Here is a 20,871-nt window from a genome sequence, read left to right on the forward strand (position 1 = left end):
CAGCGGCGTTCACGCGTACGGGGGCGGGTCGTTCGCTGTCGCCGAGGGGACGTTGTGGTGCGTCGGCGGGGATGGCCTCTACCGGAGCCGTCGTCGCGACGATCAAGTCGAATTGATCGTCCCTGGATGCTTCGGTGACCTGACGGTCGGCGACGGCGAGTTGCTGGCTGTGCGGGAGTCGGGGCAGGGTGACGAACTCGTCGCGGTGTCGCTCACCGCTGCTCCGAAGGTGCGGACTCTCGTCTCGTCCCTGGGGTTTCTCGGTGCGCCTCGGCCGGGTCCGGGTTGGTTGGCCTGGACTGCGTGGAGTGAGCGCGCCATGCCGTGGGACGCGTGTGAGTTGTGGGTGGCGTTCTACTCGTCGCGTGGTCAGGTCGGCGGTGCAGTGAGACTGGCCGGCGGTCCGGAGGAGTCTGCGGTGGAGCCGCGGTGGGGGCCCGACGGGGCGTTGTACTTCGTGTCGGACCGCAGTGGTTGGTGGAACCCCTACCGGTGGGACGGCCACCGGGTGGAGGCGGTGGCGCCGATCGCGGGTGAGTGTGCTGCGGAGCCGTGGGAGTTGGGTTACGCGTCGTATGGCTTCCTCGACGACGGTCGGGTCGTCGTGGCGGTGCAGGAGGGGCCGCGACACCGCCTTGTCGTCATCGAGGCCGACGGCATTATCCGCCCGGTCGACCTGCCGTACACGTCGATCAAGCCGTACCTGGCCGTTCGAGGGACGACGGTGGCGTTGATCGGATCGTCGCCGACCGTAGCCCCGCAGGTCGCGATCGTGGACCTGGCTGACGCTGACCCCCAGGTGGAGGTGCTTGCCAGGTCGGAGCATGCCGGACTCGACGGGGCGCGAGTGTCGACGCCGACGGAGCTGCGCGTTCGGATGGCCAGTGGTCGGGAGGTGCTTGCCCTGGTGTATCCGCCGACGGGCGCGGCGGCGGACTGGCAGGCGCCGGTGATCGTGCGGGCCCATCCCGGGCCTACCGCCTCCTGCCTGCTGCGCCTGGACTGGCAGGCGCAGTTCTTCACCAGCCGCGGGTTCGCCGTCGTTGATGTCGACTACCTGGGTAGCACCGGGTACGGCCGGGTGTTCCGGGAGTCGTTGTACGGCCGGTGGGGTCTGGACGACGTCGATGACTGCGCGGCGGTGGCGGTTCACCTGCTGTCGGCGGGGCGGGCGGTGCCGGGGCAGGTGTTCATCCGTGGTGCCAGCGCCGGTGGCTACACCGCGTTGCACGCGGTGGCCCAGGACGGCCCGTTCGCCGCTGCCACCGCCGTGTCGGCGATCGTGGATCCTGACCGGTGGGCGCAGACGGTGCCCCGGTTCCAGCGGGCGCACGCGAAGCGGCTGCGAGGTGGTGCCGGCCGGGTCCGTGCCGCCGCTGTCCAACGGCCGGTGCTGCTCATTCACGGCACCGCCGACGAGGTGGCCGTGGTCGAGGATGTCCGCGAACTCGCCGACGAGTTGACGTCTCTCGGTATGGCGCCCGAGGTGCTGCTTCTTGCTGATGTCGGCCACTACGTGGCGTCGTCCCGTCGAGCGGGCGCGGCGCTGGAGGCGGAGCTGGCTCACTACCGCTCCGTGATGGCGGATGCCGCCAACGACTAACGGGGGCTACACGGCCGCCAGCGGTAGTCGGTGACGCACGTACTCGCCGAACTCGCGGACCTCCGGCTCGCATCGGTAGGGCTCGAGGTCGGCCTGTACCTCGACGATGCGCTGCAGGCAGCGGTGTGAGGTGGTTCGTGCGGCGTGGTCGACGGCCTCGCGTGCGGTGGCGCAGGCTTCGTCGATGCGGCCGGCGGCGGCCAGCGACGAGGCCAGGAGCGCGGTGTCGATGGCGAGTCGCCGGACGTGGGTGGGGCTCAGGGCGGTGAGGGCGTCGCCCAGGTGCCGTTGGGTGTGCTGCGGTCGGCCCAGGTCGTGGAAGCAGTGGGCGATCTCGTCGGCGAGGTACGCCGCGTCGAAGTACCCGATCCACGCCGGCTCGTCCTCGGGCTTGGCACGGGCCAGTTGCCTTTCCGCGATGTCGAGGTGGGTCAGGCAGTCTTCTTCGCGTCCAAGGCGGGCGTGCGTGCGCGCCACCACCGCATGTAGCGCGGCTGCCACGGCGGGCGTCGCCTGGGTCTCGCTTCCTCTCACCGCCGTCAGCGCCATCCTGCGTGCCGGGTCGGGGTGGCCGCAGTGCAGTGCGAGGTGGCCGATGTTCACGGCGAGCAGGTAGCTGCCGTACAGGCGGTCGTCGGCGGCCTCTGTCAGACGTAGGGCGCGAAGGTAGCGGCGCTGGGCGAGGCCATGGGCGCCGGTGTCGACCGCCTGGTACCCGCAGAGCTCGAAGAATCCCGCCGCCAGTGCGTAGAGGTGGCGGCCGACAGTCTCGGAGGTGGGAGTGTTCGCCAACAGCCGGTTCAGTTCGCCTTCGACGTACCGCTGCACCTGCGCGTGGACTCGTCCGGCGCCGTGGGTGTGGTCCAACTGCCGGAACATCGCCAGTGCGGTCTCCGCCGCATGAAGATCCTCTTCGTCGACCTGGTCGGGTGAGCCGGGTCGTCCGGCCACGGGCGGCCGGGGTCCCGCCGCAGCGTTCAGCCAGTCGAGGGCGGCGCGGTCGAGAACGCCGGGCTGGAAGGGAACACGGACGACCATGCCCGCCACCCCGGGCTTCTCCTCCAGTTGGGTGGGCAGCAGGGGGTCTGCGTTGCCAGAGCCGCTCGGGGGAGTTGCCCGCTTGTTCTCGCTGTTGCGGCTTTCCTCGAGAAGAGGCAGCAGGCGGGTCAAGGCCCCTCCGGCCTTCAACGCCCTGTCGCAGGCCTCGACGAATTCCCGGGATGGGAAACGGTCCGCTGTCTCGATCCGACGCACCAGGTCGGCGCTGAAGCGGATCATCGCGCCGAGTCGCGCCTGGGAGAGGTTGGCCCGTTCCCGTAGCCGACGCAGCTCGGCTCCGAAGAAGTGGCGCTCGGACAGGGACGGCTGGAGCATCCGCGGGGTCTGGCCCATAGCACCGCCTCCTCGTGACTGTTCGCACCACTATGGCGATGATCAGCGTGACTGTCGCGCACATAGGGTCACTCGGTGTTTAGCGCGGCGCAACCACGAACACCGAGATGCGTAGGTGCGGGAGACGCCCATCCGGTGGCGCAGATGCGGACAACCGCTTCGTCCGCATGCTCGGCATTCACTCCACCGGCTCGACGGGCGAGTGTGGAGACGTGCCGTTGGCTGCTCGTCAGATCCGCCACCGACTTAGCACGGGAGGCTGCAGTGCAGCAGGAGTCCGTTCCGCGCCGTGATCTTGGTACTGCGGCTGCCCCGGCCTTCCTGCCGCACGAACGATCATGCCCATGGGCATCTGGGCGCTTACCCGGGCGCCCATGAGCGCCAGTAGGACGCGACCTTCGACCGGCAGCACATCGACTTGAGATACCCGTGTGACTTGGCGAGTCCAGCGGCTTGACGCTCTGTTGGGCCCGAAGAAGAGCGGTACGGCGGGCCACCCGATCGGGAGGCCCTGATGGAGAGGGAGAGCACCCGAATGAGTGTCGACACGGCGAGCGGCGAGGACCTCCACGCCGCGATGGTCGATCAGCTCGTCGCTGATCACACGGAGAAAGGGCTGGTCATGCGGTCCGAGGTGGAGGCGGCGCTACGGTCCGTGCCACGCCATCTGTTCACTCCGGATGCCGCGCTGGCGGAGGCGTACCGGGCCGACCAGGCCGTGGTGACCAAGCGGATCGGCGACGAGGCGGTCAGTTCGGTGTCGGCGCCGTGGCTCATCGCGGAGATGCTCGGTCAGGCCGCCGACGCTGTCGACGGCGGGTTGGCCGGCCGGCATGTCCTGGAGATCGGTTCCGGCGGGTACAACGCCGCTCTGCTGCGCGAGTTGGTCGGCCCGTCGGGCTCGGTCACGACCGTGGACATCGACCGTGAGGTGACCGACCGGGCCACCGCCTGCCTCATCGCGGCGGGTTACGACGACGTGGTCGTGGTGTGCGCGGACGCCGAGCAACCGGTCAACCCGGGCCGTTCATACGACTTGATCATCGTCACGGTCGGCGCGTGGGACATTTCCCCGGCCTGGACCGCGCAGCTCGCCGAGAACGGAACGCTTGTCGTGCCGCTACGGACGTTCGGGATGACCCGCTCGTGGGCGATGCGCCGGACCGGCGACCGGCTGGTCAGCCACAGCCAGCGGTTGTGCGGGTTCGTGTCGATGCAGGGCGCCGGGGCGCACGAGGTGCGGTACGTCGACATCGCTGACGGGGTCCACCTGCGGCTGGACGAGGACCAGCAGGTCAACCGCCACGCCGTCGGTGAGCTGTTGGCGCAGGCACCCGCTCGGGCATGGGCCGGGGTGAGCCTTCCCCCTCGTACCGTCCTGGCTGATCTCGACCTGTGGCTGGCGACCCGCATCACTGATGCGGGGCAGCGGTTCGTTGTTCTCACGGCTCAGCAGGAGGCCGTCGATGCGGGCGTCGTCGCCCCGGCGTGGCGCTTCGGCACACCGGCCGCCCTCGATGACGGCGCGTTCTGCTACCGCTCGACGCTGCGCTGGAACGACGACGACATGTTCGACCTGAGTGCCTGTGCTCATGGGCCCGGCGCCGCGGCGGCGGCGGGTCGGATGGTCGGACAGATGCGCGCGTGGCTGTATGCGGGCAGCCCTTCGCCGGTGCTGCACGTTCTGCCCGCTGGTACTCCCGACGGCGACCTGCCGGCCGGGACGGTGCTGGACAAGCGGCACAGCCGCTTCGTCCTCACCTTCACCCCCGCATAGAAGGGAACGTACGTGAACGAAACCGAGGCCTCGGAGTTTGCCCTGGACGTCAGCCTGGTCGACGCCGGTCCGAGCGCGGGCGGCTACGCCACCGCCACCGACGACGGGTGCGGCTCCGGCAACACCGGCTCCAACGCCTGCACCACGAAGTGCGACGGCGGCAACTGACCCCTTCCGTTCCTCTCCCGATCGGGCCCGGCGTCGAGCGCGCCGGGCCCGTCGATTCGGTGGTGCCTCATGGTTCCCGCAGCTGGTGCGGCGCTGATCAGAATCGCCGCCTACCCCAAGTGCCTCGTTCTGTCTCCCTGGCCCGACATCGCCGGTGGTCATCCGGATCAGTGGCGCGAGTGGCTGGACACGACGTGGACGCTGCCCGGGTTCGCGGCAGCCGTCACCGGCGCGGCGCCGCAGCTGGCCGATCAGATCCAACGCACGCTGGGCGGGGAGCCGGTGCCTCCGCAGCGACTGCGCCGCCTGGTGCAGTCAACGGTCCGGTACCTGCTGCGCTGGACCACCCGTGCGACCCCGTTCGGCACGTTCGCCGGCGTGGCCCCGGTCCAGTTCGGCGCTCGCGCGGCGGTCCGCCTGGGCGAGGCACATCACGCGGTCTCCCGCCCCGACGGCCAGTTCATCGCCGAGCACACCGCGCGGGCCGAACAGGACCTGGCCACCCTGCGCAACGTCGCGGTGGTGACGAACTCGTTGGGATACCGGCGCGGCGACAGGTGGGTTCTGCCCTGTGCCCATGCCAGCGACGATCGGCGGTGGGACGTCGAGATCCGCCTGACCGTCCCGATCCGGGCGGCGATCCAGGGGGCGCGGTCCCCGGTCAGGTTCGCCGACCTCGCTGCGACGGTCGCCGGACCCGCCAGCATCGCCGACGCCGAGCGTCTGCTGGCCGAACTGGTCCACACCGGGGTGCTGCTGTCGGCACTACGCCCACCCATGACCGCCACCGACCCAGCCGCTCACGTCACCCGCCATTACGCCATCCCGGAGCCGGGTAGCCGGATCGCCGTCGATCTACGCGCCGACATCGCGGTGACCCTGCCCCCACCGGTGCTGCACGAGGCGGAGCGGGCCGCGTCCACGCTCCTGGCGGTCGCGCCACTCCCCACGCCCGGATGGGCCGAGTACCACAACGCGTTCATCGAGCGGTGGGGTCCAGGAGCGGCTGTTCCCATCCGTGAGGTGCTGAACGTGCTGGGGTTCCCGGCCGGCTACCGGGGATCCGCTCGCCGCGCCCCCGCGCTGTTCACCGCCCGCGACCGGCTGCTCGGACAGCTCGCGCAGCAGGCCGCACTCGACGGCTGCGCCGAGGTGGTGCTCGACGACGCGCTGATCGACCGGCTGCGCGGGAATGACGACCGGCCGCCGATCCCGCACACCGAACTTCGGTTCACCCTCGCCGCCGACACCCTCCATGATCTGGACCGCGGCGCGTTCACCCTGACGGTACTCAGCGGGTCCCGCCACGCCGGGGTCGCCGCAGCCCGGTTTCTGCACCTGCTCACCCCCGCCGAACTCGCCGGATTCCAACAGGTCTACCGGCATCTGCCGACCGCCCTGCCCGGCGCGGCCACGGTGCAGCTGTCCGGACCCCCACTGGACGCCCGCCTCACCGCAGTAGCCCGGACGCCCGAACTGCTGCCCGTCCTTCCTCTCGGCGACTTCCACCCGGCACCGCCGTACACGATCGAGGATCTGGCGGTGACCGGCGACGGACGCCGGTTGTGGCTGGTATCGGCGGCCACCGGTCAGCCCGTCGAACCGCTGCTGTTCAACAGCGTGCTGCTGCCCACGCTGCAGCAGCCGCTGATGCGGTTCCTGGCCGAGATCTGGACCGCGTGGACGGCACCGTGCAGCCGGTTCGACTGGGGACATGCCAGCGGCCTGCCGTTCCTACCCCGCCTACGGCGCGGACGCACCATCGTGCACCCCGCCCGCTGGATCATCGACCACGCTGCCCTTCCCGCTCCGGGCACCACATGGCCGCAGTGGCGTGACGCCTGGCAGCGACACCGCCACCAGCGGCACATCCCGCAGGAGGTCCTGGTCGGCGACGACGACATACGGCTACGCCTTGACCTGGACGACCACGCCCACCTGGCGGTCCTACGCGACCACCTCGACCGGCATCCCCGCACCGTGGTCACCGAGGCTCCAGGGCCAGCGGGCTGGATCGACGACCGCCCCGCCGAACTCCTGCTCACCCTCACCCAACCCGCGCCGGCCGCCCCACCAGCCCGAACCGCCCGGACCGTCACCCCTGTTCAGCACTGGCCTGGGCAGTCAGGGTGGCTGGAGGCACACCTGCACGGTCGGTGCGACGACATCCTGGCCGAGCTCGCCGGGTGCCCCGCCGGCCACCTCCCAGCCGGCTGGTGGTTCCTGCGGTATCCCCACCCCGAGCCGCACCTGCGGCTACGCATCCCGCTTCCGGACACCGAAGGGTTCGCCGACACCGCCCGTCATCTCGCCGGCTGGGTGCAGCACCTGCACGATGACACCCTCCTACACGACTACAGCCTGCACCCCTACCGCCCCGAGACCCGCCACGGTGCCGCAGCGACCCTCGCCGCCGCCGAACGGGTGTTCGCCGCCGACTCACGTGCCGCCCTGCACCGGCTCACCGGAGACCGACAAGCCGCCACCGCCGCCGGGATGATCGCCATCGCCGAAGGCTTCACCGGCGACGGACCGCGCTGGCTCGCCACTCACGTCCCCCACCGGTCCGGGCCCCGCCTCGACCCCACTCAGCTCGAACATGCCCGGCGCCCGGTGCATGACGAGCGACTCGCGGCAGCGCTGGCCGCTTACCGGTCGTTGGTCGTCGTTGACGGACTCGATCCTGACGAGGTGCTGGGTGACCTGCTGCACCTGCACCACGCCCGCATGATCGGCGTCGACCCCGCCTCCGAACGGCACTGCCTGCGGCTGGCCAGAGCCGTCGCCCGCACCATCCTCGCCGGGCGTAAGCAGTGACCGCAGGGCAGTCCCTCGCCGACGGCGCGGCGGGCATCGCCCTGCTGCACTTGGAAACCGGCAACCGGCCCGCAGCGTACGAGGCACTGCGCCAGGCCACCGCCGGTGGCGTGAGCATCGCCGAGGGGGCCAGCCTCTTCTACGGTGCCCCCGCGCTCGCCTTCGTCCTCGCCACCACCGACCACCCGGGGCTCGCCCAGGCACGAGCGGCCACCGCCGACGGCACCGCCACGGTCACCCGCCGAGGGCTCGACGCCGCCCACCGCCGCATCGACCGACACCAGCAGCCGCATTACGCCGAGTACGACCTCATCTGCGGACTGACCGGGCTTGGCGTCGTCCTACGCCGGCTCGGCGATCACGACCTGCTCCGCCAGGTCCTGGAATACCTCGTCCGGCTCACCGAACCACGGGGCGAACTACCCGGCTGGTGGTGCTGGAACGGGCCCGAACGCCGCCAGCCACCGCCCCCCGGCGGTCACGCGAATTTCGGCATGGCCCACGGCGTCACCGGCCCACTGGCACTGCTCGCCCTCACCCTCCGCGATGGCATCACCGTCGCCGGACACACCACAGCGATCACCCGCATCAGCCGATGGCTGGACACCTGGCAGCAGCACACCGACGGCACGATCTGGTGGCCGCAAACCATCACCCTCACCGACCTACATTGCGCAACACCGGCCCAACAAACCCCGCTCCGGCCGTCCTGGTGCTACGGCACCCCCGGCATCGCCCGCGCCCAGCAACTCGCCGCACAAGCCCTGCGCGACACCACCCGTCAGCACCTCGCCGAGACCGCATTCACCACCTGCGTCACCGACCCCGAACAGACTCGGCGGCTCACCGACCGAGGCCTGTGTCACGGCACGGCCGGACTGCTGGCCACCGCCCGCCGCATCGCTGCCGATGCCCTCACCCCCATACCCCTCGATCTCGTCAACGATCTCCACCGGCAGGCCACCCCCACCACCAACGAGGCCGACGGACTCCTCGACGGGAAGGCAGGAGCCGACCTCGTCACCACCGCCACCACCGCCTGGGATGCCTGTCTCCTCCTCACCTGACGAAAGAGTCACTGTGGACCACACCCCCTGGCACCAGGTCAACATCACCTACCCCGGCCAGACCGCCTGGGAGCGCGAGCAACAGGCACTCGGCCACCTCAGCCGAGTGCTTCCCGCCGCCGAGAACGCCGGCCTGATCACCTCTTGGTGGTTCATCCGCAAAGGCGCCTGGCGCATCCGCTACCTACCCACCAACAGCCCAGACAGCGGAGACCAGGCCCGCCGGCTACTCACCGAAGGAGTCACCTGGACCGGCGACATCTACGAACCCGAAACCCACGCGTTCGGCGGCCACGACGCCATGACCACCGCGCACTCGCTGTTCCACCACGACAGCCGCCACCTCCTCACCTACCTCTACCAGCACCCCACCACCCGGCGCGAAAACTCCCTGATCTTGTGCACTGCGCTGATGCGCGCAGCAGTACTGGACCTCAACGAACAAGGCGACGTATGGGCACAAGTCGCCGAGCACCGCGCAGCACACCTCAACCAGGCACCCCCAACCGATGCCCGCACGTGGGAGCGGTTCACCGGAGACGTTCGGAGCCTGCTGCTCGGCGTGCCTCACACCAGCGGCGCCTGGCACACCGCATTCGAGAACGCCGGCGCAGCCCTACACCGCCAACGAAAAACGGGCACCCTCACCCGTGGCATCCGGGCAGTGATCGCACTGCACGTGATCTTCCACTGGAACAGGCTCGGCCTACCCGCCACCACCCAGGCCACCATCGCCCAAGCGGCCCAGCACGCCATCTTCGGCCTGCCTGGCTCCTCACGGACCTGATGATCATCGAGTCCCGGCGTGCCAGCACGGCCGGACTCCTGCGCGTGCACACCAGCGACCACATCCAGCACATCAAGACCCAGAGCGACCTGCGTGGGGGAGGCGACGCCGGAGATGGCCTTTCCCCGGTTGGTCCCGGCAGCTACGACATCGCCCGCCGCGCCGCGCGGGCGGCCTGATCGAACTCGTCACGGCCGTAGACAACGGGACATCACCAACGGGTAGGCGCTCGACATCCGGCCCGGCCACCCCGTCGGAATTTGGCACCAGCAGATCACCGCCCCAACTGGTCGCCCGCCTGGTCGGCCGACGGGACACGGTCAGCGCTGTCGACGAGGACACCAGCTGCCTCCTGCCGGCTGTGGGTGTTTCAACCGTCAGTAGTCGCTGAAGTGGTTTACCCAGTCGGGTAACTGTTCGGGCGGAAGGAAGGCCTGGAGGTCCCCGACAGTCTGGGTTGCCGTGCCGCGCACCTCGTACGGGCTCCCGGCGCTGATGGGGGTGCGGTCGGTGAGCAGGCCGTGGAGCAGTTCCACGGTGGTGGCATCGACTCGGCCGTGGAGGCGGGCGGTGTGCATCAGGGCAAGCAGGCTCTGCCTGCGGGTCTCCGGGTTGGGTGAGCGCAGCCCTCGGGCGACCCTGGGTAGGACCGCGTCCGTGTCGGGGTGGTTGTAAACCAGGGCGATCAGCGCGACCCCGACGTGTTCCTCTGCACGGTCGAAGGCCGCGTCGACATCCCCGGGTTCCCGGCAGTGGTTGAGGTTGCCGCCCCGCTCCCAGTCGAGGTCGACGGACTCGACGTCGTCGTCTTCCGGGGCGCCTGCTGCCGCATGGATCACGTGTCGAGTATCAGCTGGCCGGTACGTCACCGCCAAGCAGTACGTGGATCAGGGGTTGAGGTCGGCCCACTGCGCCTGCGTCAACAGGTCCCCATGCTCCAGCCGGTGGGCGATCTTGGTCTTCGTGGCCGCGTCCAGTGTCTCGGGTAGATCCTCGAACGAGGCGGGCAGGACATCCAGCAGGGAGAAGATCTGCTGGCCGTCTTGCACCGTCAACAACAGCATGCACCGCCAGTGTGGCGAGAACTCGGGCCGGTGCCCCGCCCGGTGGACCAGCACCGGCCGCAGGTAGTGCACCGCTGCTGGATCGGCGAACTCCGCCAGCCATCCTGCCCCGTGATTGCGGTTCAGTCCGCATTCGATCGCCTCGGTGTCGAGCCCGATCAACTCCGACGTGTCGACTGCCTTGACAGTACGGGGAACACCTGAGCTCACGGCGCGAGTTTCCCATGCGAAACGAGCGCCCCAACACGCCGATCCCCGCCCGCCCGGCAACCGGCGAGGAAAGGTCAGCATCAACCCGCGCCCAGGACCAGCCGGAGATCCCGGGCGATGGCACGACCGCTCCGCCGAACGCCGGCACACGCCGACCTCGTGCCTGAGCCAGCGCTCGAACTCCGCGGACGGTTGCCGCCAAGCCCCGTTTCTGCCGGCTGGCGGCTCCCGTGCCAGGGAGCGGGCGGCACAACATGATCTTGCATGATGTGCGCGGTGTGTGCTCTCCAGCAGATGCCAACCCGGGTCAACCGGTGCCAACGCGGGTCACCGCGGCCGACCGCCGGTCGCAAACCGGGGTACGTGTGCTCGAGCTGTGGTCTGGGCTGGGCAAACAGGGGTCCGGCGAACATGGGTGAACGTGGGCCACTCCCTGCCACCCCAGGTGAACCCGCAGGTCGCTAGACTAGGCCCTCGCGCCCTCGTAGCTCAGGGGATAGAGCATCGGTTTCCTAAACCGTGTGTCGCAGGTTCGAATCCTGCCGGGGGCACCAGTTCAAGGCGCTGAACAGCAAGAACTTTGACAAGGTATAGATGTCCAGCTATGAAGTTTTGAGTCACCCCCCGAGAACCCCCCAGTAACGCAGGCGGTCGACCAGGTTCGGCAGTCTAGGCGGACCGCGACATGGGCCAGCGTGAGCGACGGCTGACATGGCGGTTGCTGGCGGGTTGGCCGCTTTTCCCACACCTTGATCTTGGTCCCACTCACCCCGCGCGAAACTCCGGGAACGTGTCGTACGCCCGCCGTAACATTGGCGCGGACATCGGAGGTCAAGGTGCCACGAAAGATCACCCCTGCGCAGTACAAGCGTATGGTCGACGACGAGAACCGCAGGCGGAAGAAGGTCGTCGATGACTACAACCGCCAGGTTCGGGCGTACAACCGTGAGGTGCAGCGGGTCGTCGACAAGCACAACCGCGAGGTGCGCGCGTACAACGCGCGGGTGCGTTCCAACCGGCAGCGACTCGCGACCGAGATCGCGCGGCTCAACCGTCAGCGGTCGGCGACCCGCTACGTCACGGTGCAGACCTCCACCATCGCGCTGCACTCCTGCTCGACCTTCTCGACCAACACCGAACCTTCACCACCGACCAGCTCGTCGACCTCGCCTTCGGGTCGGTCGGCCGTGCCCGCAACCGCCTCAACACCCTCCACGATCGAGACATCCTCGACCGGTTCCGCCACTACCAGCGGCCCGGCTCGCAATCGTGGAGGTGGACCCTCGGCCCGGTCGGCGCGGCCCTCATCGCTGCCGGACGAGACGAGACGCTGCCCCGTCCGGCCGTTGTGCGCGACGCCACCGCACGGCTGGCCATGTCTCCGACACTGGCGCACCTGCTCACGGTGAACGGGTTCTTCGTCGCGCTCACGGCTCATGCCCGTACGCACCCCGGGGCGCGGTTGGTGCGGTGGTGGAACGAGGCACGCTGTCGGGAGGCGTGCGGCAACCTGGTCCGCCCGGACGGACACGGCGTGTGGGCCGACAACGGGCGTGCGGTGCCGTTCTGGGTCGAGGCCGACCTCGGCACCGAAACCCTTGCCCGGGTGGCGGGCAAGCTGACCAGCTACGCCGCACTACCGCCCCGCCGCGCGTACCCGGTGCTGTTCTGGCTACCCACCACCGCCCGCGAGACTAACCTGCACACCCACCTCCAGCGGTCAGTGGTGCCGGACGGGCTGGCCGTGGCCACCGCCGCCGCCGACCACGCCGCCGCGTCCGGCGGCCCGGCGGGGCCGGTCTGGCGCATCGTGGGGCACCCCGACCGGGTGCGTCTGGCCGACCTACCGACACCGACCGGGGGCGGCGCGTCGTGGGACGGGTAGCCCTGTGGGTCGCGACCGGGGCAGCCGTCGCGCTGCTGCTGCTCACCTCCGCTACCGCCGGTGTCGTCTCATCCGTGTTCGAGGGCGGCGGAGGCGGGGGTAGCTGCGCCGGGGCGGTCACTGCACCGGGCGCAACCCCGGCGGGGTTGTCGGCGGAACAGGCCCGGTACGCCTCGGTGATCGTGACCGTGGGTGAGCGGATGCGGGTACCTGTGCGCGGGTGGGTGATCGCCGTGGCGACCGCCCTCCAGGAATCCTCGCTGATCAACCACGGGCACCTCGGCCCGAACAACGATCATGACTCGTTGGGACTGTTCCAACAGCGACCGTCGCAAGGATGGGGCACCCCGGAACAGATCATGAACCCCGAGTACGCCGCCGCCACCTTCTACGAGCGTCTCCTCGCCGTGCCGGGGTGGGAACGGCTACCGCTCACCGACGCGGCACAGAAGGTGCAACGGTCGGCGTACCCGGACGCCTACGCCAAACACGAGACACGAGCAACCGAGATCGTCGCCGCGTACACCGGCGGCACGCTGCCCGTGTGCGACGGTGCGCCGATCAGTGCCTCCGGGTGGACCCGCCCCGTGCCGGGAACGGCCGGTTCCGGCTTCCGCACGGCCGACCGGCCCGGCCACGACGGGGTCGACATCATGGCCCCGAAAGGCACCGTCATCCGTGCCGCGTCCGGTGGCGTCGTGGTGCGCGTCCGGTGCATCGTCGGCGGCGAGTCGTGGGAACCCACCGGCGGCCCGATGCCATGCGACAGCGACGGCTACCTCGGGCTCGGCGGGTGCGGCTGGTACGCCGACATCCGACACTCTGGCGACATCACTTCGCGCTATTGCCACATGGTCAGGCAACCCACGGTAACGGTCGGTCAAACGGTGATCGCCGGACAACCGATAGGCCACGTCGGAAGCTCCGGAAACTCCTCCGGCCCGCATTTGCACTACGAGATCCACGAAGGCGGCAGCAGTCCTGTTGACCCGGTGCCGTTCATGCGCCAAAGAGGCGTACCGCTGTAAAGCCGTGAAGTGATTTCCCGCACAATCTGAATGCGCTTACGTGAGGGCGTGGTGCTGCCGCGTGTCTGCCCTACCGGAGGAGCGGCGCCGTCGTAGACGCCCCGAAAACGGCATCCCGTAGGGCGGCGCGTGCGGCTCATGCCGCACCGACCCTAGGTGGGGTAGGGAGGTGTGCGGAACGTGGCGCAGCGTCGAATGTGGGCCGTTAAACGGCCTGTCATGTGGCGATAGGTTTTCTGAAAGGAGGGCCCCGGAGGGTGTGGTGTCGCCCCGGTAAAGAGTCTTGGGCGGCGGGGTTGACAACCATCGGGCATCGAGCGTCCATGGACGTGGGCAACAAAAACCGCCCGGCGGAACCGCAAACAATGCGCATCATGCGTACGCGGAATCGCTATTCGTCGACCCCATTTTGTGGAGGTGTATTGCCATGACCGCAAACATCGTTCTCACCCCCGGCACCGACGAGGCCCGGTCCGCCGTCGCCGAGGCCCTGCGCGACCACCCCGGCGTCACCGCCCGCAAGCTGGCCGGAACGGCGAACCTGCCGCTACCGGTCGTCACCGAGGCACTCACCGCCATGGAAACCGCCGGGACCGCCACCCGCACCCCCGACCCCGCCAAGGGCAACCGCAAGAGCGCCGACACCTGGCAGACCACCACCGCCGACCCGAGCGCCAACGACGAGCCGACGCCCACCGGCGACACCCTGGCCACCGGCCCGGCGACGGGCACCGCCGACGAGGAGGCCCCCACGGACGCGACGCCGGACGCGGCCGACGAGCCCACCGCCGACAACGACGGCCTGGCCACCGCCGACGAGCCAACGGCCGAAGACGCCCCGCCGACCGACCCGACGCCGGACACGGCCGATGACGAGGCCGGCACGGACACGACGCCGGACACGGCCGACGAGGCACCCCTGCCCGAGGCCCCGGTGTCCGGTACCCCCGTGTCCGGGGCACCGGTCGGCCCGCGTCAGCCCGACCTCAAAGTTTTGATCATGGCGGGTGTGTTGGGTGGGCACCCGGACGGCATCACCGCCGACGCGGCGATCGGGGAGAGCGGCCTGTCGGTGGCGATGGGTGACACGATCCTCGCCGCGATGGAGGTTGCCGGGGCCGCGCGCCGCCTGCCGGTTGACGACGACGGTAACGAGTTGTGGCTGATCGGAAACGGTGACCTCGCCACGGTGGACCTGGCCAACGCCCCGACGCACTCCACGTGCCCCACGTGCGGTCACACCCGCAAGATCCGCCGTCCCTCGGCCCGGCGCACCACCGGCACCGGCCGCACGACCGGCGAGATCAACAGCGACGGGTCGATGAAGCTGGCTAAGAACGAGTTGCGGCACCGGGTCGAGGCGTTCATGCGTGACCTCGGCACCGGCCACGACGTGACCCCCGGCACCGTCGCCCGTGAGATCGGCGGACGCAGCCCCGGCGCGGTCCGCAACGCCATGGAGAAGCTGACCGGGTTCGGGGTGCTGATCCTGACCCGTGAAGCCCCGGAAACCTACGCCCTCGCCGACAACCCGCCCGCCCCGACCGCCGAGGTCCGCGCGTTCATGGCCTCGCCGCAGACCGACACCACCCCACCCGCCGACGACGAGGCCGGCACCGATGAGGCCGCCGCCGCGCCGGTAGCGGCCTGACCGACCGCCCCGCCGGGGCCGGGCACCATGCCCGGCCCCGGCACCCGTATGCCCACCCACCAGCGCCACGGAAGGAACAGGCGATGACCACCTCCCACGACTACCTCAACCACCACCGCGCCGCCCATGGCCCGACGCACGCGCCGGGGTCGCTGCGCTGCCCCGAATGCGGGGAACCCGCCAGGACCATGCCGCCGCGTGACTGGCCCCTCGACGGGTTCGCCCCGCGCCCGGCCACGTCCCACCACGACGGCACCCCGCTATGCCCGGTGCCCGGCCCGAACGGCTCGCAACCGTCGGATCCGATCGGCGCTCCGGCACGTCTGACCACCCGTGCGGCTGGTGACTCGTGACCGGCCCATCGGCCACCGGCCCGGCTGCCAACGGGCCCGACATCCCACCCTCGCTGGCCGCGCGTCCTCACGACGCGCGGCGCGGCCTACCCATCCCGCCGGTCAACATCCACCCCAACCCTGGCGGCGGGTCGCACGTGGACTTCACCACGATCAACACCACCGCCTCGACCCGCCTCGCTGTCGAACGGAGGTGCTCGCTGTGCGGTGAGCCGATGGGCTATTGGGTGGCGTTCCTCGGCGGTCCGAGGGCCGCCGAGCTGATGCGTTACGCGGACCCGCCGGGGCACCCCGAGTGCATGACCGCCGCCCTGTCGCTGTGCCCGCACCTCGCGCTCGGTCGGCACCGCCGCGCCCGCGCCGACCGACCCGGGGCGGGCATCATCCCGCCGGGGTCGCACGGTGACAAACCCGACCGGTACCTGTTGGGCGTCACCCGCACCTACCGAACCCGGTTCATCCCCGAACACGGGTTCACCGTGTACCTACCGGCCCCGTTCACAACCGTCCGCGCGTACCTGTACGGGCCGGACGGGCGGCTACACCCGGCCACCGACACCCGGTAGGCCGCGCCCGGCGGCGGCCGTCAGATTCGCCGCAGAAACCTCCATCGACTCGAACCGATCGTCTTGATCGGCGGATAGAGGTAGGAAACATTGTTTGTGGCGGCACGGTCAGGGTTGGAATCCCCTGACCGTCCCGCCCAACCGAACACCACACGACCGGGAAGGGGTGCCACCGTGGCACACGAACTGGAAACCCTCGCCAACGGCCAGACGGCCTTCGCCTCCGCACGGTTGACCGCCTGGCACCAACTCGGCACCGTCACCGACGCCTGCATGACCGCACAGGAGGTCATGAGCAAGGCGTGGCTCGGGGGCTGGGAGGTCCGCAAGATCGCCCTTCAGGGCATCGAGGTTACCGAGCGGGGGGTGACGAAGGTTGACTGCCCCGACAAGTACATGACCGTCCGCACCAACCCGGCCACGGGCGAGACCGAGTACCTCGGCGTGGTCGGCGAGGACTACAGCGTGGTCCAGAACGAGCAGGTCGCCGAGACCCTCAACCTATTGGTCGACGCCTCCGGCGCGCACTTCGAGACCGCAGGCTCCATGCGTAAGGGCCGGTCGGTGTTCGTCACCATGAAGCTGCCCACCGCGATGCGCATTGCCGGGGTGGACGACATGGACCTGTACCTCGCGGCCACCACCTCGCACGACGGCACCGCCGCGCTTCGCCTCGACGCGACCCCGGTGCGGATCGTGTGCGCGAACACCCAGGCCCTCGCCTATCAGCGGTCGCGTAGCTCGTACACGTTCCGGCACACCTCGAACGTGACCAGCAAGATCGCCGAGGCGCGGCAGGCCCTCGGCCTGATGTGGAAGGCGTTCCACGACTTCGAGACCGAAGCCGAGAAGATGATCAACGAGTCGTTGACCATGGGCGAGTTCGAGAAGATCGTCGCCCAGGTGTGGCCCCTCGCGGACGACGCCTCCGACACCGCGAAGAACAACGCGAAGCAGCGCACGAACACGTTGCGATACCTGATCCGAGACGCGGACACGCAGAAGGCGATCAAGGGCACCCGGTGGGCCGGCTACCAGGCCATCACCGAGTACGTGGACCACTTCGCCCCCGCCAAGACCGACCTCGCCCGCGCCTCGCGGGCGCTGACCGGTGCCGGTGCGGACCTGAAGGCCCGCGCGTTCGAGTTGCTGGCGGTCTGAGATGCGCTGGCCATGGTTCCGACGCCGGAAGAAGAGGAACAAGCCCGGCCCTGTCACCGGGGCGCACCACGCCACCGGCACGGCGAAAGTCCGTACCGAGCCGGTCGTCGCGCCACCGCCCGCCTCGGTGCCCACCGACTCGGCCGTGATCGCGCTGGCCAACGATGTGTGTGCCCAGTTCGCGCGGGCTGAGGTCGCTCGCGCGTTGGCCGGACACTCCACCAGTCACGCCGAACACGCCACCCTGACTGAACGCGCCGCCCGATTCGACGCACTCGTTGACGAGCGTTGGCGGGAGCTGGTCAAGGCGATCCGCGCGGGACTGCCCCGCGCGGCGCAGGTCGAGCGGTTCATGCCGGTCCGACCGCTGACCAACGGTCACGTCGAGCTGCACGTGCACGACACCTCGGCCCGCCGCCTCGTCGTGCTGCTCACCGGCGCGCAGGCCCTCGCCGTGGGCGCGCACCTGACCGCGTACGGGGCAACCAGCCTCGACCGCATCGGGCAAAAGCTCGACCCCGGTCTGCCGCACGTGAAGGCCGCCCCGCCGTTCGTCCCGCCCGGAGTCGCCGCTCAACCGGCCACCCCGGACGGTTCCGCCGGTCAACCGCTCGCCTGGTCCTGACCGTTGCCGGTGTGCCGCGCGGCCAGGGTCCACCCCCACGGGCCGCGCGGCACACCACCCGACATCCCCTCTGACTCACCACGGAGTACCGATGTACCGATCCATGGAGTACGGCGACACCGCGCGAGTGATCAAGCCGGCCGACCCGGTCGAGTACCGCCTCGGCACCGTCATCGACGTCCGCTATTCCACCCCGCACACCACCTACGCCCGCCGCTACACCCTTCGATTCCCCAACGGCGACGAGCGCACCTACCCAGCCGCGCACGTCAAGCGAGCCACCCGGGCCGACGACCGCGCCGCCCTGGAGGCCGCGCTCACCACGGCGGCCGAGGCGGTACGCGACGCCTGCCGCATCGCCCACGACTACGACGCCGACCTCAGCACCGGAACCGCGAGCCTGCTGCGGCGGCTGATCGACCTCGCGAGCCTGCGCCTCGGACTCACTTTCAACCCCGCCAACCCCACCCGGCCGCAGCTCACCCGCCACCAGGACGGAGGCGACCAGTAATGCCACCGAATTCCCCGCCCCCCGAGGAATCCGCCCGACCTCCCGAAGTGGCAGCGCTCGACGCGAGCACGGGGCCGGTCCCGGAGTCGCTCTACTGCCGCCGCTGCCGTCGCGCACTCAACGTCCGCTTCAACAACCTGGGCATGGTCGTCGAGTACCTGCACGCGGCCGAGCAGCGCGGCCAACGCAGCGACCACCGCCCCGAGCCCGTACCCATCACCGAGATCCCCGATCCGATCATCGAGTGCGACTTCTGCTCCGCACCTGAGGCCGCCTGGATCTACCGGTGCGCCAACCAGATCACCGACGCCCGCCGAGTCACCGCACAGGTCATCGCCGTAGGCGACTACCAGACTCGACACCACGCGGCACGGGTACGCCGCACCGACACCGAGCATGCCTTCACCCAGGCGTGGGGCGAAGGCTGGTCGGCGTGCGACGGCTGCGCCGACTTCATCGAGGGCCGGGACCTTTACGGGCTGATCGGCCGGGTGGTCGAGTCCCTGCCCGTGAAGCTCACCCGAGGCAAACACCTCATGCGCACTCGGGGCCAGCTCCACGAGCGGTACTCCGAGGTGTTCGACACCCTCGCCCCCGGCCGAGGCCGGATCGCACCGGGCCACACCCTCGGCATCTGGACCCACCCGGCGGGGGAGGTGCCATGACCGACACCACGGGGCGCCACGGGTGGCCCGCCTTCACCCATGCGAAGGCCCGCCGCCGGATCGGGCCGGTGTGCGGCGCAGAGGGCGTGCCGTTGAGCCGCGTCACCGAGGACCCACACCTCGTCACCTGCCCGGACTGCGAGTCGCTGGCCGAGATCGAGGCGCTTCCCGACGACGCGACCGCTGGCGACCCTCGCGTCATCGAGCTGTTGCGGGAGGCGAGAAGCGGCAACTCCCGCAAGATCGACGGGGTGGTGGTGGACGCGACCACCGCCGCCGCGATCCTGACCGTCTATGACGCGATCAAACCCGCCACCCGCGCGAAACTCGCCGCACTACCAATACACCTGATGGCGCAGACAGCGTGGCGGGTGCTGCGTCCCCCGTCGTAACGAGGCGGGTCGGTGGCCGGCGGGCACACCCGAGGGTGCGTGGAATCCCCGACCGGCCACCTCGCCCCGCTGCAGGCCAACCTGCGGACCACACGACCGCTCCTGCCCGAGCCAGGCGTACCGCCGATCCTACGACCGCGCGCCCTGCCCGCCTCGCCTCGACCGCACGGCGCAGGCCACGAAGCACCCGGGGGAGGATGAACGGCGTGGCACGACACGTGATCGACGGACGGCCCGCCCTCGACCGGGCCGGAGTCGCCGCGCACACCGGCGCGGCGTACTCCACGGTCAACCACTGGCACCGCCACCGCGCCCGGTTCGGCTTCCCCGAAGGTTTCCCGCACGACGGCCGCGAGTGGTTCTGGCTCGACGACATAGAGGCGTTCCACGCCGCGCACCAGGTCGCGAAGCGGGCCGAGCTGACGAAGGTCGACCGCCGCGGCGACTCCGACGACCTCATCGGCTCGGGCACGGCGGCGAGGGTCCTCGGCTACGGCTCGTACCGCAACCTGCCCGACACCCTGTACGACCACCCCGACCGAGTCGAGACGCTGCCGGACGGGCGGGTGCGCCGACTATGGTTCCGGCGCACCGTGTGGGCCGTGGCCGACGCCCGTACGGGCCGCCAGTCCACCGGCCGCACCCCCGGCACCACCGGTGCCCGCAAACCGCACCCGTACGCCGACGACCCTCGACTTCCCGCCGCCATCGCTCTCCTGACCGAGGCCGACCGCGCCGGGTGCGACCGACGCGGCCTCGGCGTCGCGCTCGCTCAGCAGCTCAACATCACTGAACGCACGGCGCAGCGACTGCTTGCCGCCGCGTACGCGGCAAGCGGCACCTCTTCCGGGCAAACAGCCTGAGTACGGCAGGTGCCGCCGAGTCGGGTCAGCCCGGCCCGGCGGCATCCGCCGTACGAGCGGTTCAGTCTTCGTCGTCGTCCTCAGCGGCAGCCCGAGGCGTCGGAACCTCGAACAGGTAGCGCAGCGCGCCGTTGATGTCGGTGTCTCGACTGTCGGCCGTGCGCTTCAGCACGTCGTACACATCGTCGGCGACCTGGATCGTACGGAGGCCGGGCGTTGCGTCGGTCATGGTGATCCCTTCTGGCAGCGTTCGGCGTGCCCGTTCGGGCAGCCGTGCCTATCCACG

20 protein-coding genes, 1 tRNA gene and 1 pseudogene are annotated in these 20,871 nt (G+C 70.2%); 18 read left to right on the forward strand and 4 right to left on the reverse strand.

The window, feature by feature from the left end; translation table 11 throughout:
- Positions 1 to 448 precede the first annotated feature (448 nt).
- Positions 449 to 1,637 (forward strand): annotated as a pseudogene (locus GA0070616_RS27660) (alpha/beta hydrolase family protein).
- Here GA0070616_RS27660 and GA0070616_RS16100 read toward each other — a convergent pair.
- Positions 1,610 to 2,995: a helix-turn-helix domain-containing protein gene (locus tag GA0070616_RS16100; RefSeq protein WP_091082786.1), complete on the reverse strand. Its 1,386-nt coding sequence runs from the start codon at positions 2,993 to 2,995 to the stop codon at positions 1,610 to 1,612. The pseudogene GA0070616_RS27660 and the gene GA0070616_RS16100 sit on opposite strands and share 28 nt — an antisense overlap.
- Before the next feature lie 535 nt (positions 2,996 to 3,530).
- Between GA0070616_RS16100 and fxlM the strand changes: the two genes are divergently transcribed.
- The 6 genes from fxlM (at position 3,531) to GA0070616_RS16130 (ending at position 9,790) form a co-directional block, all read left to right on the forward strand.
- Entirely contained in the window at positions 3,531 to 4,772 is a 1,242-nt protein-coding gene (fxlM, locus tag GA0070616_RS16105) for a methyltransferase, FxLD system (RefSeq protein ID WP_091082788.1), read from the forward strand.
- 12 nt (positions 4,773 to 4,784) lie between these two features.
- Entirely contained in the window at positions 4,785 to 4,940 is a 156-nt protein-coding gene (locus GA0070616_RS16110; protein ID WP_091082791.1) for an FxLD family lanthipeptide, read from the forward strand.
- Positions 4,941 to 5,009: 69 nt separating this feature from the next.
- Complete coding sequence (locus GA0070616_RS16115; RefSeq protein ID WP_091082793.1) at positions 5,010 to 7,757, forward strand: lantibiotic dehydratase; 2,748 nt, start codon at positions 5,010 to 5,012, stop codon at positions 7,755 to 7,757.
- Positions 7,754 to 8,824 carry a lanthionine synthetase C family protein gene (locus GA0070616_RS16120; RefSeq protein WP_091082795.1) on the forward strand — a complete coding sequence of 357 codons (1,071 nt, stop codon included), beginning with the start codon at positions 7,754 to 7,756 and terminating at the stop codon, positions 8,822 to 8,824. Before GA0070616_RS16115 ends, GA0070616_RS16120 begins: the two co-directional genes overlap by 4 nt.
- A 13-nt stretch (positions 8,825 to 8,837) precedes the next feature.
- Positions 8,838 to 9,611, forward strand: coding sequence for a thiopeptide-type bacteriocin biosynthesis protein (locus GA0070616_RS16125; protein WP_091082798.1), 774 nt, complete (start codon positions 8,838 to 8,840; stop codon positions 9,609 to 9,611).
- Complete coding sequence (locus GA0070616_RS16130; protein ID WP_245712798.1) at positions 9,611 to 9,790, forward strand: hypothetical protein; 180 nt, start codon at positions 9,611 to 9,613, stop codon at positions 9,788 to 9,790. The genes GA0070616_RS16125 and GA0070616_RS16130 overlap by 1 nt, the downstream gene beginning before the upstream one ends.
- Before the next feature lie 198 nt (positions 9,791 to 9,988).
- Here the strand turns inward: GA0070616_RS16130 and GA0070616_RS16135 are convergent, their stop codons facing one another.
- Positions 9,989 to 10,450, reverse strand: coding sequence for a hypothetical protein (locus GA0070616_RS16135; RefSeq protein ID WP_091082800.1), 462 nt, complete (start codon positions 10,448 to 10,450; stop codon positions 9,989 to 9,991).
- 48 nt (positions 10,451 to 10,498) lie between these two features.
- Positions 10,499 to 10,885: a hypothetical protein gene (locus GA0070616_RS16140; RefSeq protein ID WP_091082809.1), complete on the reverse strand. Its 387-nt coding sequence runs from the start codon at positions 10,883 to 10,885 to the stop codon at positions 10,499 to 10,501.
- Between the two features lie 478 nt (positions 10,886 to 11,363).
- On the opposite strand from GA0070616_RS16140, the gene GA0070616_RS16145 reads away from it, so the two are divergent.
- From GA0070616_RS16145 to GA0070616_RS16200, 11 genes are all read left to right on the forward strand, one after another.
- Positions 11,364 to 11,439: transfer RNA gene (locus GA0070616_RS16145), tRNA-Arg, on the forward strand.
- Positions 11,440 to 11,996: 557 nt separating this feature from the next.
- Positions 11,997 to 12,770 carry a replication-relaxation family protein gene (locus GA0070616_RS16150; protein WP_091082811.1) on the forward strand — a complete coding sequence of 258 codons (774 nt, stop codon included), beginning with the start codon at positions 11,997 to 11,999 and terminating at the stop codon, positions 12,768 to 12,770.
- Entirely contained in the window at positions 12,758 to 13,798 is a 1,041-nt protein-coding gene (locus GA0070616_RS16155) for a M23 family metallopeptidase (RefSeq protein ID WP_091082812.1), read from the forward strand. The genes GA0070616_RS16150 and GA0070616_RS16155 overlap by 13 nt, the downstream gene beginning before the upstream one ends.
- 427 nt (positions 13,799 to 14,225) lie before the next feature.
- A complete protein-coding gene (locus GA0070616_RS16160) occupies positions 14,226 to 15,449 on the forward strand; it encodes a hypothetical protein (protein WP_091082813.1) in 1,224 nt (407 codons plus the stop codon).
- Positions 15,450 to 15,798: 349 nt separating this feature from the next.
- Positions 15,799 to 16,368 (forward strand): hypothetical protein, encoded by a 570-nt coding sequence (locus tag GA0070616_RS28885; protein WP_245712799.1) that lies wholly within the window; start codon positions 15,799 to 15,801, stop codon positions 16,366 to 16,368.
- Positions 16,369 to 16,542: 174 nt separating this feature from the next.
- Positions 16,543 to 17,529 (forward strand): DUF932 domain-containing protein, encoded by a 987-nt coding sequence (locus GA0070616_RS16175; protein WP_091082815.1) that lies wholly within the window; start codon positions 16,543 to 16,545, stop codon positions 17,527 to 17,529.
- A gap of 127 nt (positions 17,530 to 17,656) precedes the next feature.
- Positions 17,657 to 18,154, forward strand: coding sequence for a hypothetical protein (locus GA0070616_RS16180; RefSeq protein WP_245712800.1), 498 nt, complete (start codon positions 17,657 to 17,659; stop codon positions 18,152 to 18,154).
- 91 nt (positions 18,155 to 18,245) lie between these two features.
- Positions 18,246 to 18,665: a hypothetical protein gene (locus GA0070616_RS16185; protein ID WP_091082818.1), complete on the forward strand. Its 420-nt coding sequence runs from the start codon at positions 18,246 to 18,248 to the stop codon at positions 18,663 to 18,665.
- 47 nt (positions 18,666 to 18,712) lie between these two features.
- Positions 18,713 to 19,330, forward strand: coding sequence for a hypothetical protein (locus tag GA0070616_RS16190; protein ID WP_245712801.1), 618 nt, complete (start codon positions 18,713 to 18,715; stop codon positions 19,328 to 19,330).
- Complete coding sequence (locus GA0070616_RS16195) at positions 19,327 to 19,722, forward strand: hypothetical protein (RefSeq protein WP_091082825.1); 396 nt, start codon at positions 19,327 to 19,329, stop codon at positions 19,720 to 19,722. Before GA0070616_RS16190 ends, GA0070616_RS16195 begins: the two co-directional genes overlap by 4 nt.
- 197 nt (positions 19,723 to 19,919) lie before the next feature.
- A complete protein-coding gene (locus tag GA0070616_RS16200) occupies positions 19,920 to 20,585 on the forward strand; it encodes a hypothetical protein (RefSeq protein ID WP_175440097.1) in 666 nt (221 codons plus the stop codon).
- A gap of 61 nt (positions 20,586 to 20,646) precedes the next feature.
- On the opposite strand, the gene GA0070616_RS28180 is transcribed toward GA0070616_RS16200, so the two are convergent.
- Positions 20,647 to 20,814: a hypothetical protein gene (locus tag GA0070616_RS28180; RefSeq protein ID WP_175440098.1), complete on the reverse strand. Its 168-nt coding sequence runs from the start codon at positions 20,812 to 20,814 to the stop codon at positions 20,647 to 20,649.
- Positions 20,815 to 20,871: the final 57 nt, after the last annotated feature.

This window comes from Micromonospora nigra (assembly GCF_900091585.1).
In the GTDB taxonomy this organism is placed as follows: domain Bacteria; phylum Actinomycetota; class Actinomycetes; order Mycobacteriales; family Micromonosporaceae; genus Micromonospora; species Micromonospora nigra.

What these genes read in the sequence shown, in the direction of transcription:
- GA0070616_RS16100 (WP_091082786.1), bottom strand. Translation starts at nt 2,995, where the DNA reads ATGGGCCAGACCCCGCGGATGCTCCAGCCGTCCCTGTCCGAGCGCCAC.
- fxlM (WP_091082788.1), top strand. Translation starts at nt 3,531, where the DNA reads ATGAGTGTCGACACGGCGAGCGGCGAGGACCTCCACGCCGCGATGGTC.
- GA0070616_RS16115 (WP_091082793.1), top strand. Translation starts at nt 5,010, where the DNA reads ATGGTTCCCGCAGCTGGTGCGGCGCTGATCAGAATCGCCGCCTACCCC.
- GA0070616_RS16130 (WP_245712798.1), top strand. Translation starts at nt 9,611, where the DNA reads ATGATCATCGAGTCCCGGCGTGCCAGCACGGCCGGACTCCTGCGCGTG.
- GA0070616_RS16160 (WP_091082813.1), top strand. Translation starts at nt 14,226, where the DNA reads ATGACCGCAAACATCGTTCTCACCCCCGGCACCGACGAGGCCCGGTCC.
- GA0070616_RS16185 (WP_091082818.1), top strand. Translation starts at nt 18,246, where the DNA reads ATGTACCGATCCATGGAGTACGGCGACACCGCGCGAGTGATCAAGCCG.
- GA0070616_RS16195 (WP_091082825.1), top strand. Translation starts at nt 19,327, where the DNA reads ATGACCGACACCACGGGGCGCCACGGGTGGCCCGCCTTCACCCATGCG.
- GA0070616_RS16200 (WP_175440097.1), top strand. Translation starts at nt 19,920, where the DNA reads ATGAACGGCGTGGCACGACACGTGATCGACGGACGGCCCGCCCTCGAC.
- GA0070616_RS28180 (WP_175440098.1), bottom strand. Translation starts at nt 20,814, where the DNA reads ATGACCGACGCAACGCCCGGCCTCCGTACGATCCAGGTCGCCGACGAT.